15 protein-coding genes and 3 tRNA genes are annotated in these 18317 nt (G+C 39.1%); 7 read left to right on the top strand and 11 right to left on the bottom strand.

Annotation, left to right across the window (positions count from 1 at the left end; genetic code table 11):
- Positions 1–76: 76 nt before the first annotated feature.
- Both HL290_RS00160 and HL290_RS00155 read right to left on the bottom strand, forming a co-directional pair.
- Positions 77–835: a metallophosphoesterase family protein gene (locus tag HL290_RS00160; protein ID WP_198495266.1), complete on the bottom strand. Its 759-nt coding sequence runs from the start codon at positions 833–835 to the stop codon at positions 77–79.
- Positions 816–1754, bottom strand: coding sequence for a diacylglycerol/lipid kinase family protein (locus HL290_RS00155; RefSeq protein WP_198077517.1), 939 nt, complete (start codon positions 1752–1754; stop codon positions 816–818). The genes HL290_RS00160 and HL290_RS00155 overlap by 20 nt, the downstream gene beginning before the upstream one ends.
- A 392-nt stretch (positions 1755–2146) precedes the next feature.
- On the opposite strand from HL290_RS00155, the gene HL290_RS00150 reads away from it, so the two are divergent.
- A complete protein-coding gene (locus tag HL290_RS00150; RefSeq protein ID WP_005038731.1) occupies positions 2147–3979 on the top strand; it encodes a phosphoenolpyruvate carboxykinase (GTP) in 1833 nt (610 codons plus the stop codon).
- A gap of 41 nt (positions 3980–4020) precedes the next feature.
- On the opposite strand, the gene glpD is transcribed toward HL290_RS00150, so the two are convergent.
- Positions 4021–5538 (bottom strand): glycerol-3-phosphate dehydrogenase, encoded by a 1518-nt coding sequence (gene glpD, locus HL290_RS00145; protein WP_198495265.1) that lies wholly within the window; start codon positions 5536–5538, stop codon positions 4021–4023.
- Positions 5539–5688: 150 nt separating this feature from the next.
- Entirely contained in the window at positions 5689–7197 is a 1509-nt protein-coding gene (gene glpK / locus HL290_RS00140) for a glycerol kinase GlpK (RefSeq protein WP_198495264.1), read from the bottom strand.
- Between the two features lie 372 nt (positions 7198–7569).
- On the opposite strand from glpK, the gene HL290_RS00135 reads away from it, so the two are divergent.
- Complete coding sequence (locus HL290_RS00135) at positions 7570–8901, top strand: MFS transporter (protein ID WP_080027650.1); 1332 nt, start codon at positions 7570–7572, stop codon at positions 8899–8901.
- 116 nt (positions 8902–9017) lie between these two features.
- Positions 9018–9440: a hypothetical protein gene (locus tag HL290_RS00130; protein WP_198495263.1), complete on the top strand. Its 423-nt coding sequence runs from the start codon at positions 9018–9020 to the stop codon at positions 9438–9440.
- A 21-nt stretch (positions 9441–9461) separates the two neighbouring features.
- On the opposite strand, the gene HL290_RS00125 is transcribed toward HL290_RS00130, so the two are convergent.
- Both HL290_RS00125 and folD read right to left on the bottom strand, forming a co-directional pair.
- Complete coding sequence (locus HL290_RS00125; RefSeq protein WP_198495262.1) at positions 9462–10130, bottom strand: class I SAM-dependent methyltransferase; 669 nt, start codon at positions 10128–10130, stop codon at positions 9462–9464.
- Between the two features lie 254 nt (positions 10131–10384).
- Positions 10385–11233: a bifunctional methylenetetrahydrofolate dehydrogenase/methenyltetrahydrofolate cyclohydrolase FolD gene (gene folD, locus HL290_RS00120; protein ID WP_003650084.1), complete on the bottom strand. Its 849-nt coding sequence runs from the start codon at positions 11231–11233 to the stop codon at positions 10385–10387.
- 152 nt (positions 11234–11385) lie between these two features.
- Here folD and HL290_RS00115 point away from each other — a divergent pair.
- Positions 11386–11459 (top strand) — tRNA-Cys (locus tag HL290_RS00115).
- Positions 11460–11470: 11 nt separating this feature from the next.
- A tRNA-Leu gene (locus HL290_RS00110) sits at positions 11471–11556 on the top strand.
- A 109-nt stretch (positions 11557–11665) separates the two neighbouring features.
- Here HL290_RS00110 and HL290_RS00105 read toward each other — a convergent pair.
- Positions 11666–13429: an alkaline phosphatase D family protein gene (locus HL290_RS00105; RefSeq protein WP_198495261.1), complete on the bottom strand. Its 1764-nt coding sequence runs from the start codon at positions 13427–13429 to the stop codon at positions 11666–11668.
- Between the two features lie 195 nt (positions 13430–13624).
- Between HL290_RS00105 and HL290_RS00100 the strand changes: the two genes are divergently transcribed.
- Positions 13625–13710, top strand: a tRNA-Leu gene (locus HL290_RS00100).
- A 76-nt stretch (positions 13711–13786) separates the two neighbouring features.
- Positions 13787–14128 (top strand): hypothetical protein, encoded by a 342-nt coding sequence (locus HL290_RS00095; protein WP_198495260.1) that lies wholly within the window; start codon positions 13787–13789, stop codon positions 14126–14128.
- Here the strand turns inward: HL290_RS00095 and HL290_RS00090 are convergent, their stop codons facing one another.
- From HL290_RS00090 to rlmE, 4 genes are all read right to left on the bottom strand, one after another.
- Positions 14129–14443, bottom strand: a complete 315-nt coding sequence (locus tag HL290_RS00090; protein WP_003650079.1) for a DUF5713 family protein — start codon at positions 14441–14443, stop codon at positions 14129–14131.
- A gap of 133 nt (positions 14444–14576) precedes the next feature.
- The gene (gene folP, locus HL290_RS00085; RefSeq protein WP_198495259.1) at positions 14577–15428 is read right to left on the bottom strand and encodes a dihydropteroate synthase; all 852 of its coding nucleotides are present in this window, start codon (positions 15426–15428) and stop codon (positions 14577–14579) included.
- Positions 15429–15563: 135 nt separating this feature from the next.
- Positions 15564–17459 (bottom strand): ATP-dependent zinc metalloprotease FtsH, encoded by a 1896-nt coding sequence (ftsH, locus tag HL290_RS00080; RefSeq protein WP_026056144.1) that lies wholly within the window; start codon positions 17457–17459, stop codon positions 15564–15566.
- 133 nt (positions 17460–17592) lie between these two features.
- Entirely contained in the window at positions 17593–18243 is a 651-nt protein-coding gene (rlmE, locus tag HL290_RS00075) for a 23S rRNA (uridine(2552)-2'-O)-methyltransferase RlmE (RefSeq protein WP_005038716.1), read from the bottom strand.
- Positions 18244–18317: the final 74 nt, after the last annotated feature.

Below are 18317 nucleotides of genomic sequence, written 5' to 3'. Positions count from 1 at the left end.
TAAAGCTTAGGCATTGTAATGGATAAAATTTTATCAATCTACTCTTAAGTTAAATGTCTTATAGAATTTTTATAAATTAAATTAATTGAAAAATCTTTAAATCATAATTAAACCAATAATGATCAATTTTTCCCTCATTTGAAATGACATTAAAACTATTCGGAACATGATAATGCAAACGGCTAGATGTCGCTGTCCCTGCATGAATATCATAAATAGGATGATCTATTTCTAAATGATAGATCTTCTTCAAATCATATACAGCCGTTTTATGTAGATGCCCGTGTAACATACCGAATAGCCCTGTCGTACTCCATTTTTCGAGAGCCATTTTTCCTAATACAGGACAATCTTTAATACCATGCTCGTCATCAGGCGGGGTGTAAAAAGGCTGATGAAAAACCACTAATTTGATTTTATTCGCGGGTCCTTGCTGTAATCGCTCATATGTAGTTTGAATTTGCTCAATAGAAATATGCCCACGTGTATGATAACGGCGGCGTATACTATTCACGCCAACGATATAAAAATGCTCAGTTTCTAAAGTTGGCTCAAGCTGACCAAAAAAATATTGATATCGAGTAAATGGAGAAAAAAAACGATTCCAGACATGATACAAAGGAATATCGTGATTACCCGGTACAATAAGATAAGGAATATTAAGACTATCTAAAAATTGGCGACAATTATAAAACTGTTGATATCGGGCACGCTGAGTAATATCTCCACTCACAACAATAACTTCAGGTCTATGTTGGGTACAAAAAAGCCGAATCGCATCTAAACAGGCCTCAATTTCTGTTCCAAAATGCAAATCAGACAGATGTAGTAACATTTGGCACCATAATATTTAAAGCATTCTTTTCTACAGTGAAATTTAATGGTGTTTTCATCTCTAATATTTCACCATCTAAAGCCACGGTAAGTTTTGATCTTTTTGCACAATCTACCATCACATGGTCTGCACAAAAACTATAAACATCTTGTGCCTCTTCTACTTTGCCTTGAATCCACTGCCACAACATGTTTAATAAACTAAGCCTATCACTTTTTGTAATGACCACTCCAGCGACTCGCCCTTGTGCAGCACAATCCGCAATTCTTAGTTTCATATCACACAATTGCAATTGATTATTACCAAAGAAAATTAGAGGTGTTTTGACTGGATATTTCTTACCATCAACCGTAACGGAGAGTTTCATTGATTTATTTTCTCTTAATAAAACGTCCAAAGCCGAGGTATAGGCATGTAAAGGCAAACGACCTAAGTATTTATTGTAGAGCTCGCGTTTTTTTATAAACAATGGATAAAGGCCTAAGCTCGCATTGTTCAAATAAATATGATCGTTAATCGTCGCAATATGTACAGAACGTGGAGTACCTGTAGCGATGACTTCAGCAGCTTCTAACAAATCTAAAGGAATATCTAAAACTTTAGCGACATAATTAAAAGTCCCCAAAGGTAAAATTCCCATAGGGATATTGGTGTGTCGAAGTTTTGAAGCGACTGCATTTAACGTCCCATCACCACCAGCTGCAACAACGACGCCTAAATTTGCACTTTGACTATGCCGATGGATGACTTTATTCATCAAATCATCAAAGGTGACGCCCTCTGCTAATTCAAAAACTTGTATTTCAAAACCAAATTCGGTAAGTACAGTCATTAATTGTTCATACATATCTTCATGTTTCGAAGCATGAAAACCCGATTTCTGGTTGTAGATGATAGAGAGAGGCTTTAAAGTCCGCATTTTTATTATCTTAGAGATGATTTACCCTATATTTTGTATATAAAATCGCCTAATAAAAGTCTCTTTATGTAAATTTCGAATGATGATCATTTGTTTAATCAATAATAATTCTCAAGAAAAATTTAAACATCAAGTCATTGATTTTAAAAAAAATAAATAATATAAATAACACACATACAACATAAAAATGTAAAGAATAAAATACACTAAAAAACAATAAGCAAATGATTTTAATCAAAAAAATTTAAAAATCAAAATATCTATTTCTTATTCTTTAGTCTTATTTTTTTTATGATTTTATGCTTTAATACAGCCACTTTTTTATTTGATCTTTCATTGTACCTCAATGAATGACTTGTACATTGTTGTACATATTTTGAATAGGCCTCACCATGACCACAGTGAACGCACCAGAATTCGTTCGTCATCCTAAGCTTATCGCATGGGTTGAAGAAATTGCAAACTTAACCAAACCAGCAAAAATCGAATGGTGTGACGGAAGCGAAGAAGAGTATCAACGTCTAATCGACTTGATGATCGCTAACGGCACCATGCAGAAATTAAACCAAGAAAAACATCCTGGTTCTTATCTTGCAAATTCTGATCCATCTGATGTTGCGCGTGTTGAAGATCGTACCTACATTTGCTCTCAAAAGAAAGAAGATGCTGGTGCGACAAACAACTGGGAAGAACCAGCTGTTATGCGTGAAAAGTTAAATGGTTTGTTTGAAGGGTCAATGGAAGGTCGTACAATGTACGTTGTGCCTTTCTCTATGGGTCCACTTGGAAGCCATATTGCTCATATTGGCATTGAGTTAACTGACTCTCCTTACGTTGCTGTTAGCATGCGCAAAATGGCACGTATGGGTAAAGCAGTTTATGACGTGTTAGGTACAGACGGCGAATTTATTCCTTGTATTCATACCGTAGGTGCTCCACTCGCTGAAGGGCAAAAAGACGTTGCATGGCCTTGCAACCCTGAAAAATACATCGTTCATTACCCAGAAACTCGTGAAATCTGGTCTTATGGTTCTGGTTATGGCGGTAACGCATTACTTGGTAAGAAATGTTTAGCACTTCGTATTGCTTCTGTTATGGGACGCGAACAAGGTTGGTTAGCTGAACATATGCTTATTCTTGGTGTAACTAACCCACAAGGTGAAAAACACTATATCGCTGCAGCATTCCCATCTGCATGTGGTAAAACAAACTTCGCAATGTTAATTCCACCAGCAGGCTATGAAGGCTGGAAAATTGAGACTGTAGGTGACGATATTGCTTGGATCAAACCAGGTGAAGATGGTCGTCTATACGCAATCAATCCAGAAGCTGGTTTCTTTGGTGTTGCTCCTGGTACAAATACCAAAACTAACCCTAACTGTATGGCAACTCTTCACAAAGATGTTATCTATACAAACGTTGCGGTGACTAATGATGGTGAAGTATGGTGGGAAGGTCTTTCTAAAGAAATTCCAACTAACTTAACTAACTGGAAAGGTCAACCTCACGTAAATGGTGAAAAAGCTGCTCATCCAAATGCGCGCTTCACTGTTGCTGCTGGTCAATGCCCTTCTATCGATGCTGACTGGGAAAATCCAGCAGGTGTTCCGATTTCTGCATTTATCTTCGGTGGTCGCCGTGCAGATACGGTTCCTTTAGTATCTGAAGCTTTTGATTGGGTTGATGGCGTTTATAAAGCTGCAACTATGGGTTCAGAAACCACTGCTGCTGCTGTTGGTCAACAAGGTATCGTTCGTCGTGACCCATTCGCGATGCTTCCATTTGCTGGCTACAACATGGCTGACTACTTCGATCACTGGTTAAGCCTTGGTGAAGAAGTAAGTACAAAAGCTGAAGCTGCTGGTAATAAATTACCAAAAATCTTCAACGTAAACTGGTTCCGTCGTGATGCTGAAGGCAACTTCGTATGGCCTGGTTTCGGTCAAAACATGCGTGTTCTTGAGTGGATCATTGACCGTTGTGAAGGTCGTGCAAACGCTGTTGAAACACCAATTGGCCTTGTTCCAACTTACGATGACTTGAACTGGGAAGGTACTGACTTCTCTAAAGAAGAATTTGACCTTATCACAGCTCAAAATAAAGATCAGTGGGTTACTGAAATTGAAAGCCACACTGAGTTATTCAATAAACTTGGTGAACGCTTACCAAAAGCATTAAAAGAACGTCAAACAGCTTTACTTGAAGCTGTAAAAACTGGCTTCTAATTGCTAAATATAAAAAAGGTCGCTATATGCGACCTTTTTTATTATGCGGCATCATCTTTTTGTCTACGTCCAGCCAAATAGCTTTCCAAATTTTTTACTTGTTTTTCATCAAATGCCAAACCTAGCTTAGTTCTACGCCACAATATATCTTCTGCCGTATTTGCCCATTCATTTTCACATAAATACTGAACTTCAGATTCAAATAAACCGTGACCAAAATCTTGTCCTAACTGCTCAAGAGTTTTTTGCTCATGCAAAATATTCCAAACTCGAGAGCCATAGGCATTTGCCCAGCGCGTGGCAAGCTGCTCAGTTACCCCTTCCACTTGGTTTTGAATCCTTATAACTAAATCTTCAAGTGTGGTCCAATTCTCTGCACCAGGTAATACTTCATTTGCGGTCCACTCCTCTCCCATTTCTATGAAAAATGGGCTAAGTTGTTCCAGAGCAGATTCCGCCAATTTCCGGTAGGTTGTAATCTTTCCACCAAATACAGACAGCAAGGGAGTTGTTTTATCTTCCACTTGCAACGCTACAGTATAGTCACGGGTCACTGCTGAAGGATTATCTGACTCATCATCACATAAAGCTCGAACTCCAGAAAACTGACTTACAATATCTGCGCGGGTGAGCTGCTTTTTAAAATGTGAATTTGTCACTGCTAAAAGGTAATCAATTTCTACTTCTGTAATCTCTACCTTTTGTGGATCATCCAAATATTCCTGATCTGTCGTACCTATTAATGTGTAGTGTTCTAAATAAGGAATGGCAAACACAATACGACGGTCTTCATTTTGCATAATAAAGGCTTTATGGCAATCGTACAGTTTAGGCACAACAATATGACTTCCTTGTATAAGCCTAATTTGATATGGCGATTTTAATTGTAGGTTTTCACTAATAATTTCCTCGACCCAAGGACCTGCTGCATTCACTAAGGCTTTTGCACGTATTTGATAAAGCTCAGCCCCATTTTGTAATTCCAGATGCCACAATTCTTGTTGTCTATAAGCCTTAATACATCGCGTCCGTGTTACAACTTTGGCCCCGTTCTCTTTCGCTTGTAGTGCGTTTAATACGACAAGACGTGCATCATCTACAGTACAGTCAGAATATTCAAAGCCACGGGTTATAGCTGGTTTTAAGGGACTATCTTCTTTGAAATAAATGAGATTTGACCCTAATAATTTTTCTCGTTTTCCTAAATGATCATAAAAAAACAGGCCTGCCCGAATTAACCATGCAGGACGTAAATGTGGTCGATGAGGCATAATAAAACGCATTGGTTTAATAATATGAGGGGCTTTAGCCAACAAGACTTCACGCTCTGCTAAAGCTTCTCTAACCAATCGAAATTCTTTATGTTCTAAATAGCGTAAACCGCCATGAATTAATTTACTGCTCGCAGATGAGGTATGACTAGCTAAATCGTCTTTTTCACATAAAAATACGGATAATCCGCGGCCTGCTGCATCATTAGCAATACCGACGCCATTAATACCGCCACCAATCACAGCAATATCATATATTTTTGAATAATCATTAGCTTGTACTGTCATTTCTCATTTTCTTTTTATTGTTTGTGTTATTAAAAATTAAAACATCAAATTGATGAAACAACAATCAAAAAAGCAGAATAATCAATTTTAAATACCTATCAGGTTAGCCCGTCATTGATTACTCTGCTATTTAATTAGTTTAAGAGGAAATCAATCCTCTGCCCAATTTTGACTACGCTGAACTGCCTTCAACCAACCTTTATACATGACTTCAGTTTCTTCAAGGCTGGTACGTGGCTCGAAAACTTTTTCTATTGCAGACTTATTCCTTAATTCATTTAAATCTTGCCAAAAACCCGTTGCCAGTCCAGCAAGAAAAGCAGCACCTAAAGCCGTTGTTTCTTTCATGGTTGGTCTTTCAACTGGTGTGGCTAAAATATCAGCCTGAAATTGCATTAAGAAATTATTAGCAGTTACTCCACCATCAACTCGGAGTGTTCGAAGCTCTTCTTCTGCATCTTGCTGCATCGCGTCAAGTACGTCTCGTGTCTGGTAAGCAATTGACTCTAAAGTTGCACGAATAATATGCTCTATACTAGCTCCACGAGTGAGTCCAAAAATTGCCCCTCGAGCGGTCGGGTCCCAATATGGCGCACCTAAACCTGTAAAGGCAGGTACTACATATACGCCATTACTGTCCTTTACACGTGTTGCATAAAGCTCCGAGTCTTTAGCGTTCTTAATCACCTTCAGCTCATCACGAAGCCACTGTACACAAGAGCCTCCATTAAACACGGCGCCCTCTAAGGCATAGTTCACTTCACCATTTGCACCACAAGCAATCGTCGTCAGTAAGCCATGCTCTGAACGGACAATCTTTTTACCCGTGTTCATTAAAAGAAAACAGCCTGTACCATAAGTATTTTTTGCTTGTCCAGGTTCTACGCACATTTGCCCAAAAAGTGCAGCTTGTTGATCCCCTGCTATACCTGCAATTGGAATTCCAACCTCTTGCCCACTAATTGTATGTGTATAGCCATACACCTCAGATGAACTACGTACCTCTGGTAGCATTGCTTTAGGAATATCTAAAGCTTGTAAAAGTTTCTCATCCCATTCAAGCTTTTCAATATCAAAAAGCATTGTTCGCGAAGCATTGGTGAAATCAGTGACATGGGCTGCGCCATTGGTTAATTTCCAGATTAACCATGTATCGACCGTACCAAATAATAACTCCCCTCGCTCGGCCCGTTCACGGCTTCCTTCCACATGGTCTAGAATCCATTTTATTTTGGTGGCAGAAAAATACGGGTCAATCACCAAACCTGTCACTTTACGGACGTGATCTTGCAAACCCGCCTTTTGTAATTGATTACATATCTCTGTAGTTTGACGGCTTTGCCAAACAATTGCATTGTAAATAGGTTTTCCTGTTTTCTTATCCCATACAATTGTGGTTTCTCGCTGGTTTGTAATCCCAATTGCTGCAACTTGCTCACTCTTAATGCCAGCTTGAGCCAATGCCTCTACCCATACCGCACTTTGTGTCGCCCAAATTTCCATAGGATCATGCTCCACCCAACCTGGTTGAGGATAAATCTGGGTAAATTCTTTTTGAGCAATACTTACAACGTTAGCATCATGATCTAAAACAATTGCTCTTGAGCTTGTTGTTCCCTGATCGAAAGCGACAATATATTTTTTCGGGCAATTTGACATCTGAACGTCCCTTTCATTATTTACACACACTAGCTCATGACGATAAAACATCATGTCTAACTGCATTATTCAAAATTTTCTTTGGAATATATCATTGTTTTTAACGCATATATTACTTCTTAAACTAAACATTGGTCATTCTTGATCAACTTTCTTATCTTTATGGGAAAATAATGTGCAGTAAGTCAAAATTTAGCTACAAGAACATGCGAATTGTCTAATTTGAAATCACATAAATATTCAACCTATCACTTTGCTTAAATAATAAACATTGTTTTACAGACATAAAAAAAATAAAGTGAAATACTCCTCTGGATAATATGTAAAAACGGAATAAATTCTCTCTTTTTTAGCATTCAACCCAAGCGAAACATGGAGCGACCCATGGTTGATCAACCCTCTACAGCAACAACTCCACAACCTCATTTAGATACAAAAACTCGCCTAAAATCAATTTTAGGTGGTTCTGCTGGTAACCTTGTCGAATGGTACGACTGGTATGTATATGCCGCATTTACCCTCTATTTTGCTCATGCTTTTTTCCCAAAAGGTAGCCAAACTGCACAGTTGCTACAAGCAGCCGCTATTTTTGCTGTAGGTTTCTTAATGCGCCCAATCGGTGCATGGATTATGGGAATCTATTCAGACCGTAAAGGGCGTAAAGCAGGTCTTACGCTTTCCGTCACTTTAATGTGTGTCGGTTCTCTACTCATTGCAGTCACCCCTTCCTATGAAAGCATTGGCGTATTCGCTCCACTACTTTTGGTTGTCGCACGTTTAATTCAAGGTTTAAGTGTAGGCGGTGAATATGGTGCAAGCGCTACCTATTTAAGTGAAATGGCTGAAAGAAATCGACGTGGTTTTTTCTCAAGCTTTCAATATGTAACCTTAATTGCAGGACAATTGACGGCTCTATGTGTTCTCTTAATATTACAAATCGTATTAACCGAACAACAGTTGCATGATTGGGGATGGCGCATTCCATTCTTTATTGGCGCTTTACTTGCTATTGTTGTGTTCCGTATTCGTCGTGGCTTATTAGAAACGCAATCTTTTAAAAATGCTCAAGCTGAAAAAGACCAGCCACAATCAGGCATGTTTGCTTTATTCAAGCACTACCCCAAAGAAGCTTTTACAGTATTATTTTTAACAGCTGGCGGAACTTTAGCTTTTTATACTTACACCACTTACCTACAAAAATATTTAGTGAATACTTCCGGATTTACAAAACCCGAAGCCACTCAAATTACCACTTTAGCGCTATTTATTTTCATGTGCTTACAACCTGTAGCTGGTGCTTTGTCAGACCGAATCGGACGTAAACCACTCATGATCACTTTTGGTGTAACTGGGGTTTTATTTACTTATATTTTATTTAATACCCTTGCAACCACACATAATTATTGGACTGCTTTCTGGTTATGTTTGGCAGGTCTAGTTATGGTAACGGGCTATACATCAATTAATGCCGTGGTTAAAGCTGAACTTTTCCCTGCTCATATTCGGGCTTTAGGGGTAGCTTTACCCTACGCGATTGCCAATACCTTGTTTGGCGGTACAGCAGAGTTCTTTGCTTTGAGTTTTAAAGAGGCTGGTCATGAATCTTGGTACTTTATTTATGTAACTATTATGATCTTCATTTCACTCATTATTTATATTTTTATGAAAGATACTAAGCATCATTCAAAAATTAAAGAACATTAATATATTACCAATAAGCGCTAATATCGCCAGCCGATGTTAGCTTAAATCGTGCGATTAAGCCCCAACAATCGTTGTGTTTATGAGATACTAGAGATAAGAATATAAGGATGATACTGATGAATAGAAGTATTTTATGTTTGGCATTAAGCAGCATATTTATTTTAACTGCTTGTCAGACCACCCCTCGACAATATAATGGCTCAACTGGCTATCAGATTGAAAACCAAACAAAAACTTCCGCAACTTTAGCTTATACATTGGCTAGCCGTACTAATCAGCAATTAGATGAACGTAAATTGCAACGTGCTTGTCAAAATGTATTGGGTGCTCAAAAAGTTTATAAATTGTCAGTTCTCAGCATTAATGAGATTTCAAACCCAGCTCAACAAGAACATTATGGTGTTCAATTGGGTGAAACTCGTGCCTCATTTGGTCTATCTAATACACCGAGCTTAAACAACGGTGAAGATTATGCGACTCGCCAAGCGCTTGAAGCACGCCCGAGTACGCTAAAAGTCGTTCGTTATACTTGCTCATAATATAAAAAAAAGACGCTGTTTTTACAGCGTCTTATAAAAACTTACATTTCTAAATTCTTTTGCTTCATCAAGGTCTGGCCATGTTGATGCACTTCTTTCATCAATCTTTTGATATTTAGGATGACTAAAGTTTTTAACACGACTATCTGCGACCCAGACTTCTGGCGCAAACTTTAAAAACTCATCTAAGAAGAAACGGTTGCACTGGTCATATAACACATCAGCAGCCAATAAAATATCAACTTGCTCTGCTTTATATAAATCGTCTAAATATTCCAGCTCTACACCATTAAGCAATGCATTTTCACGGCAAGCATTTAGACTAACCGGATCGATATCACAGCAGATTACCCGTTTTGCTCCAGCCATTTTTGCTGCAATTGCAACAACACCAGAACCAGCACCAAAATCTAATACTACTTTATCTTTAACATGATGCGGCTCTGCAAGCAACCACTGCGCCATCGCCAAACCAGATGCCCAACAAAAGATCCAGTACGGCGTGTCATTCCAGATTCGGCGAATAATTTCATCATCTAAGCGATCAGTTGGAAAAACTGGCGGAATCAACCATAAAGAAATAGGTGTTTCCGGCAACTGTTGTACCATCAACTCACAATGAGGAATCACTTCATGCAAGGCTTGAAGTAAATGTTCAGGGGCTTTGGTAAGTTGAAAGGTGCAGCTCATCAGATTTCTTTTAATTCGTTTATATAACAAGCATAACAGAGTCATTCTATTATGATTTGAATTTTTAGAATAACCTTCGGTTAGACCTACTTTTCTTTCGGGAAAAGTAGGCAAAACCATTGTCATCCGCAAAACTCGACAAATACTATCTACACTCAATAGCATCGCAGAAACATTAAATTTTAATGTAATCCTGCCTCAAACAATTGCGGATGACGGTTACGCGTATCAATAACTGCCTAGCGTTAATTAAATTAACCTAAAGCTTTTTCAGCAGCTTCTACAGTTTGACGAATCAAAGTTGTAATTGTCATTGGACCTACACCACCTGGTACTGGTGTATAAGCAGAAGCAATTTCTTCGATACCTTGTAGCTGGATGTCACCTACACCACCGCCATCACGAGGATGGAAACCAGCATCGACAACCACTGCACCTTGTTTAATCCAATCTTTTTGAATAAGTTCAGCCTTACCTACAGCACCAACAATAATGTCAGCCTGTTTTACAAGCTCAGGTAAGTTTTGGGTGCGTGAATGACAAATCGTTACTGTTGCATTAGCTTGCAAAAGCATCATTGCCATTGGTTTACCTAAAATTGCTGAACGACCAACCACAACTGCATGTTTGCCCGCAATTTCAATGTTGTTCTCTTTTAGAATAGTCATAATGCCGGCTGGAGTTGCTGAACCATATGCAGCTTCACCCATTGCCATACGGCCAAAACCGAGGCAAGTCACCCCATCTACGTCTTTAGCTAACGAAATCGCATCAAAACATGCGCGTTCATCAATCTGTGCAGGTACTGGATGTTGTAAAAGAATACCGTGAACATCTGGATTGGCATTTAGCTTTTCGATTTCAGCTAATAATTGTTCTGTTGTAGTTTCTTGTGATAATTCAATTTTTAAAGAATCCATCCCTACTCGACGGCAGGCATTTCCTTTCATGCGTACATAAGTTGCAGATGCGCCATCATCCCCAACCAAAATAGTCGCCAAAATCGGGGTACGACCTGTTTTAGCTTTTAAAGCCTCAACACGTACCGACAAATTTTCTTCAATTTGCTTTGCTAATGCACGACCGTCTAAAACCAATGCCACAGCACATCTCCAAGGTAGACATGAATTTAATATGCCAATAATACATGATTATTTGGACAATTTTATTCTAGATGTTGCTTTTATGTTCATCTTCACTAAAAACAGTATTGTTTTTTCTGTAAAGGTTGCTAATATGTGCATCACCAAATGTAGGCGGGGTGGCAGAGTGGTCATGCAGCGGACTGCAACTCCGTGGACGCCGGTTCGATTCCGACCTCCGCCTCCAAATTTGGTAAAGCCCGGGTGGTGAAATAGGTAGACACAGGGGATTTAAAATCCCCCGCCCACAAAGCGTGCCGGTTCGAGTCCGGCCCCGGGCACCATTTTCTAATATTGAAAATGGTGCCATAAAGAATCCAGCGTAAGCTGGTTTTTTTATGCCTATAAAAAATAAAGGATGCTGCTTAGCACCCCTTACTCTACCCAATATATCTAAGCGGTTTTTTGCTTATCTTTTTCAGGTGTCAAATTCATATCTAATACCAATTGATATTGTCGACTTGTATCTACTTTATATTCTGCATTTTTAATTGAATCTACAAAAATCCAGTCCGACTGCACCTGTGCTTGATCCAACGTAACCAACAAATAGCCTCGCTGATTTAAATTACAATACGCCAATTCATCAATAAGCGTAGTAAAAGCAAATTCAAACTGTTGTAGTTGAGCCATTGGAATACTTAAATATTTTTCAAGGCCTGGTGAAGAAACTGAACTCGTCGCCAGCTCAACCCCAACATATTGACCTTTTTGGCTATACAAATAAGATGCCCATGCATTATGAGTATCGCCTGCCAGAACAATAACTTTCTTATTCAAACTCGCTAAATTTTCATATACAGTTTCACGTTCAGCATAATAACCATCCCAAGCATCGAGGTTGTATGGCACTACTGTTGTGACTCGCGTTTTCTCTTGAGCAGTTAATGTTGGATCGCCCTGTTCTAATCGCAATTTCAAGGTGACTAGCTCTGTAATTTGCGCATTCATTTTAGCCAAGGTTTCAGCCGAAGCCCCACCTGAAGTAATTTGCCCTAAAGACAACAATAACTCGGCAGGAATCCACATCTTACTCATTAGAACTTGCTGACCAATCACACTCCATGTTGCTGTAGATTGCTTCAATTTATCAACCAACCAATCCCTTTGTGTATAGCCCATTAAAGTACGCTTTGGATCAGTTAAATCGGTCTGAAACTTTTGAGCATTCAAACCAGCAGCTGTCATATAATCAGCATATTCAAGCTGTTTATCACGCGCAATAATACGCGTATCCAACATCGTCAGCTCAACCAATGAACCGAAATTAAACTGTCGGTAAATATTTAGATGATCTGTGTTAGAAACTGGGCGAATAGGCATCCATTCAAAATAAGCTTGTAGAGCAGCTAATTTACGATCAGAAAAAGACCCTTCATCACTTTGATGATTTTCGGCCCCATCACGCCAAGTATCATTTGCTAACTCATGATCATCCCAAATTACAATAAAAGGATGACGCTGGTGAGCTGCTTGCAAGTCTTTATCTTGACGATAAAGTGCATAACGTTTGCGATAATCATCTAGTTTGATAATTTCTTTATTATTATCTGTTGGTAAGGTTCGACCAAGTTTTGCAGCATCTTCCGCCGCATAGCCATCTGCCCCATACTCATAAATATAATCACCTAAATGAATAATGACATCGACACTCTGCTTTGCCATTTCACGGTAAACATAAAAGTAACCTGCCGGATAGTTCGAGCAAGAACATACGGCAAAGCTAACTTTATTAGTACTTATTGGTAATGTTTTAGTTTGACCGACAGATGAAATTTTATTCCCAAAACGGAAACGATAATAATAAATGGTATTCGCCTGTAATCCTGCTGCATCCACCTTCACCGTAAAGTCGTCAGTCTTGGTCGTTTCAACCATCCCCGTCTTTAAATTCTGCTTAAATTGATTATCAGTGGCAATTTCCCAAGTAACTTTAAGGCGTGCACTAAGATCTACTGGTGTTAATCGCGTCCATAAAATCACTTTATCTTGCAAAGGGTCGCCGCTCGCAACTCCATGTAAAAAATCTGCTTGTGCCTCTGTACTTTCATCGTCTGAGCCATCATTACATCCCGTAAAAGCTACAGGCAAAGACAGTGCCCCAAAACCGAATAGACTTTTTTGAATTAATTCTCGGCGTGAAATTTTCTCTGACATACAACTACCTAAGTTTTAAGCAATGAGTGCCTTAAACTTAAGCAGATAAGATGAACAACTGATCTCAATTTGATGAAGAAATTATGACTTAAGTAGATCTTATTTTTAAATACATGTACGAACTGATTGAAAATAAAGCAAACTATCCGATTTTCTCTTGCCAATCGCCGTCTTGTCATCTATTATTGCGCACATGCCCGGGTGGTGAAATAGGTAGACACAGGGGATTTAAAATCCCCCGCCCACAAAGCGTGCCGGTTCGAGTCCGGCCCCGGGCACCATTTTCAAATATTGAATTTGGTGTTACAAAGAATCCAGCGTAAGCTGGTTTTTTTATGCCTAATTAAAATGAATTTTATGATAAGAATATTATTACTTCTGTGTAGCATCCTTTCTATATCCAAGGTTTACGCTACAGATCTTTTTTCTGGCACTATTTCTTTCAAAGATGATAACTGGTACTTTTCACGCTGCTCTATTACCAAAGATGATTACTTAATTAAAGCACCTGAGCAAATCATAGATAAATTCAAAGCATTACAACAAAAACGAGAAACTTATTGGATCAGTTTATTAGCAGATGCCGATTATCAAGAGAATGGTGTTTTAGTGTTAAAAATTAAAGAAATAAACGAAATTCATTCAAAGGCATCTTGTCATTTATTAGATGCATTTGAAAATATTGAGAATCGAGAGTAATCACCACTCTCGATTCACAACCAGCTCTTCCATCTCAAGATCCAAATATCCTGCACCCTGCGCCACCATCATCATTGCCTCAGCAATATAGTCAGCAGCACTATCATCTAGTGAAGAATCCAGATCTTCGAACTGTGGTTTCATTTCATTAATTTCAATAACAGTTTGATGAGCATATCGATAGATATCCTGATCAGCTAAAGCAGACTTTTGAACTTTTTTGGCAAATTGTTCAATTAACTGCTTGAGTTCAGCGACTAAAATATCTGGATAATACTCATCATCAAACATTGGGAGAAGTAAGTCTTCGAACATACAAAAGTTTACACAGCAGCAGAAACCTGCCGCTTATAACATATTTTCAAAATAATAACGACAATTTTCCCTGACTCAATCATCCAATCCATGAAATTAATTAATCATAATCTGATTATAAAAGCCTGTTTCTTCAAGCTTGTTCCATGGCTTTCCAAACGAGAATTGCATCATGCATGGCTTTTACATCATGTGCACGAACAATGGATGCTCCTTGCTGAATACTAAGCAAATGCCCTGTAACGCTTCCTACCGCGCGTTGATCTGCTGCCACACCCTTTAAAGCTTCACCAATGAAACGTTTACGAGAAAGACCCGATAAAATTGGATAACCCATATCATTAAGTTTCCAAAACTCTTTTAATAGTTTTAAATTTTGCTGTGCATTTTTTGCAAAACCAAATCCCGGATCAATAATAATATTATGCTTTTTCACACCAGCGGCTAGAGCCTCATTAATACGCTGCTGAAGCTCTTGCATTACATCTAACGTTACATCCGTATACTGATCTAGCTGATTCATTGTGGTGGGCTCGCCACGCATATGCATGATCACTACAGGTATATCTAACTCTGCTGCCGTTTTTAATGCATCTGGTCGAGTAAGTGCACGCACATCATTCCAAATATGTGCCCCCGCTTCTTTCGCTGCACGGATGACATCAGGCTGACTTGTATCAATCGATAGAACCACATCATGTTTAGCTAAAGCTTCAACTACAGGAACAACTCGTCGCACTTCTTCTTCTACACTTACTTCTGATGCACCTGGTCGAGTAGATTCCCCGCCTATATCTATAATTGTGGCGCCTTGTTCAATCATATTTAATGCATACGCCACAGCTTGATCTAACTGATTATGCTTTCCACCATCACTAAAAGAGTCTGGTGTGACATTTAAAATACCCATAACTTGAGGCTGTGATAAATCTAACTGAAGCTGTCCACATTGTAGAATTTGCTGAGGTAAAGGCATTAACTGCATAACAAGCTCCAATTTAATATTCGGCAACATTTTAACAAGTCTCTGCTCGATATACTGTTGATTTCTTTTCGGCTTTGTCTGAAATACACGCATAAAAAAAGAGCCACATGATAGTGGCTCTTTTTTTTAACTGGTTTAGTTCATTGCTGGTAATGGTGGTGGTGTAGATGGACCATCTTTTGGTGGTTCAAATGCAGCCACTGGATTTTCAGCAACATAGACCTTAGGTGGTTGTGGTTCACGACCTTCCATAATGTCACGAATTTGATCACGATCAATGGTTTCCCACTCCATCAAAGCTTTTACCATTGCATGTGCAATATCTTTATTACCTTCTAAGATATTACGCGCAACTTTATATTGCTCATCAAGAATACGGCGTACTTCTTCGTCAACCAACTGTTGAGTTGCTTCAGAGATAGTACGACTACCTACATTTCCAAAGAAACCATTCTGATTTTCGTCTTCGTAAACCATTACACCCATTTTGTCAGACATACCGTACTTAGTAACCATTGCACGCGCCATTTTAGTAGCTCGCTCAAAGTCATTTGAAGCACCAGTAGATTGCTGTTGAATAAACACTTCTTCAGCAATACGACCACCAAACAAAATCGCAATTTCGTTTAGCATCTTGTCTTTATAATGGCTAATCTGGTCTTGTTCAGGTAACTGCCAAGTTACACCCAAAGCCCAACCACGTGGCATGATTGTTACTTTATGAACAGGATCTGTACCAGGCAAAATCTCTGCAACAATTGCATGACCAGCTTCATGATAAGCAGTAGCACGACGCTCTTCTTCACGTAGAACCATCGACTTACGCTCTGGACCCATGTAGATTTTGTCTTTTGCATCTTCAAAGTCATGCATATCAACAGTATTCTTATTACGACGTGCAGCAAATAATGCAGCTTCGTTAACAAGATTTGCCAACTGTGCACCAGAGAAACCTGGTGTACCACGCGCTAAGACTTGCATGTCCACACCCGTGACTGAAGGTAACTTTTTCAAATGTACATTCAGAATTTGCTCACGACCACGAATATCAGGTAAACCAACCATTACTTGACGGTCAAAACGACCCGGACGCAATAATGCTTTATCAAGCACATCAACACGGTTAGTTGCAGCAATAACAATTACGCCTTCATTACCTTCAAAACCGTCCATCTCTACAAGCATTTGGTTTAGGGTTTGTTCACGCTCATCATGACCACCACCTGTACCTGAACCACGGTGACGACCCACTGCATCAATCTCATCAATAAAGATGATACATGGCGCGTGACGCTTCGCTTGCTCAAACATGTCACGGACACGGGACGCGCCCACACCCACGAACATTTCTACAAAGTCAGAACCTGAAATGCTGAAGAAAGGAACCTTCGCTTCACCAGCAATTGCTTTAGCTAATAACGTTTTACCAGTACCCGGAGGACCAACCATAAGTACGCCACGAGGAATAGTAGCGCCCAAACGTTTGAATTTTGCTGGGTCTTTTAAGAAATCTACAATTTCAACAACTTCTTGTTTTGCTTCATCACAGCCGGCGACGTCAGAAAAATTGACTTTGATCTGGTCTTCAGAAAGCATTTTTGCCTTCGATTTACCAAAACTCATCGGTCCATTCTTTCCGCCTGCACCACCACCCATGTTACGCATAAAGAACATGAATAACAAAATGATTAACAGTACAGGGAAACTAGCAATGAGAAGTTGCATCAAAATGCCTTGACGTTGTGGAGCTGTTCCCTCTACAACAACATTTTGTTTATTTAAGCTTGGCATAAGCTCAGTGTCTTCAACTTGCGGACGAACAGTTTCAAACTGTGATCCGTTAGTTTTTTCACCATTAATATTTAAACCGTCAATTGTGACTTGCTTAATTTGGCCACTATTCACCGCTGCAACGAAATCTGAATATTTCATCGCAGTAGGCTTATTGCGGTCACTGATATTACTGAAAATTAAAATCAGAACACCAAGTATTATTAGCCACAATACGGCATTCTTGAAGTAATCGCTCAAAGCTTTATTCCCATATCGATCTAATTTGATCATGCCCAATCTTGGCCGATCGTCATAAAAGCAGCAACTGTATTGCTTGCGGATAACCTAAAAGTACAAAATGCACAATTTTTAGGAGCTTGGCAAGTAAACTTTATTGCAATGCTTTCTTACGCCCTTGTCCAATCAAAAAAACCTCTTTAGACCGCGCCCGAGAAGCTGCTGGTTTTGCTGTCTTTAACACATCAAAACTATCAACTACTTGTTTACGAAACTCATCGAATCCTGTGCCCTGGAACACTTTAACAACAAATTGTCCATTAGGACCCAGAACCTTTTGAGCGAAATCTAAAGCCAATTCACATAAGTAAATCTGTCTAGGTTGATCAACGGCCCTATTACCTGATGTATTGGGGGCCATATCAGAAATTACAATGTCTACTTGTCGCCCATTTAAAATATTTAACAATTTTTCAAATACATCTTCTTCTCTAAAGTCGCCTTGTAAGAAAGTGACATCAGGCAAAGCATCCATAGGCAAAATGTCGGAAGCAACCACTAAACCTTTGCTACCAACGAGTTTCCCAGCGATTTGAGACCAACTACCAGGAGCCGCGCCTAAATCCACTACAGTCATGCCTGGCTTGATCAACTTATATTTTTCTTGGATTTCAAGAAGTTTATAGGCTGCTCGAGCACGATATCCTTCCTTTTGTGCTTTTTTTACAAAAGGATCGTCCAGATGTTCCCTCATCCATACACGACTACTTTTCGACAATTTCTGGTTTGTAATGCGTGTTGCCATAACTCACTAAATATCAAAAAAACTTCTGATCGTTCATTGTACGTGAAAATTACTCTCATTACAGTACGGATGTA

The sequence above is a fragment of the Acinetobacter sp. AC1-2 genome (genome assembly GCF_016124155.1).
Taxonomy (GTDB): domain Bacteria; phylum Pseudomonadota; class Gammaproteobacteria; order Pseudomonadales; family Moraxellaceae; genus Acinetobacter; species Acinetobacter calcoaceticus.
This window is presented reverse-complemented; position numbering and strand designations above follow the sequence as displayed.

Bases quoted from the DNA above. Each gene is read 5' to 3' on its own strand.
- HL290_RS00155 (WP_198077517.1), bottom strand. From the start codon at position 1,754: ATGCGGACTTTAAAGCCTCTCTCTATCATCTACAACCAGAAATCGGGT.
- HL290_RS00090 (WP_003650079.1), bottom strand. From the start codon at position 14,443: ATGTTCGAAGACTTACTTCTCCCAATGTTTGATGATGAGTATTATCCA.
- HL290_RS00135 (WP_080027650.1), top strand. From the start codon at position 7,570: ATGGAGCGACCCATGGTTGATCAACCCTCTACAGCAACAACTCCACAA.
- rlmE (WP_005038716.1), bottom strand. From the start codon at position 18,243: ATGGCAACACGCATTACAAACCAGAAATTGTCGAAAAGTAGTCGTGTA.
- glpD (WP_198495265.1), bottom strand. From the start codon at position 5,538: ATGACAGTACAAGCTAATGATTATTCAAAAATATATGATATTGCTGTG.
- HL290_RS00130 (WP_198495263.1), top strand. From the start codon at position 9,018: ATGAATAGAAGTATTTTATGTTTGGCATTAAGCAGCATATTTATTTTA.
- HL290_RS00095 (WP_198495260.1), top strand. From the start codon at position 13,787: ATGATAAGAATATTATTACTTCTGTGTAGCATCCTTTCTATATCCAAG.
- HL290_RS00150 (WP_005038731.1), top strand. From the start codon at position 2,147: ATGACCACAGTGAACGCACCAGAATTCGTTCGTCATCCTAAGCTTATC.
- folP (WP_198495259.1), bottom strand. From the start codon at position 15,428: ATGCAGTTAATGCCTTTACCTCAGCAAATTCTACAATGTGGACAGCTT.
- HL290_RS00160 (WP_198495266.1), bottom strand. From the start codon at position 835: ATGTTACTACATCTGTCTGATTTGCATTTTGGAACAGAAATTGAGGCC.
- glpK (WP_198495264.1), bottom strand. From the start codon at position 7,197: ATGTCAAATTGCCCGAAAAAATATATTGTCGCTTTCGATCAGGGAACA.
- HL290_RS00105 (WP_198495261.1), bottom strand. From the start codon at position 13,429: ATGTCAGAGAAAATTTCACGCCGAGAATTAATTCAAAAAAGTCTATTC.
- HL290_RS00125 (WP_198495262.1), bottom strand. From the start codon at position 10,130: ATGAGCTGCACCTTTCAACTTACCAAAGCCCCTGAACATTTACTTCAA.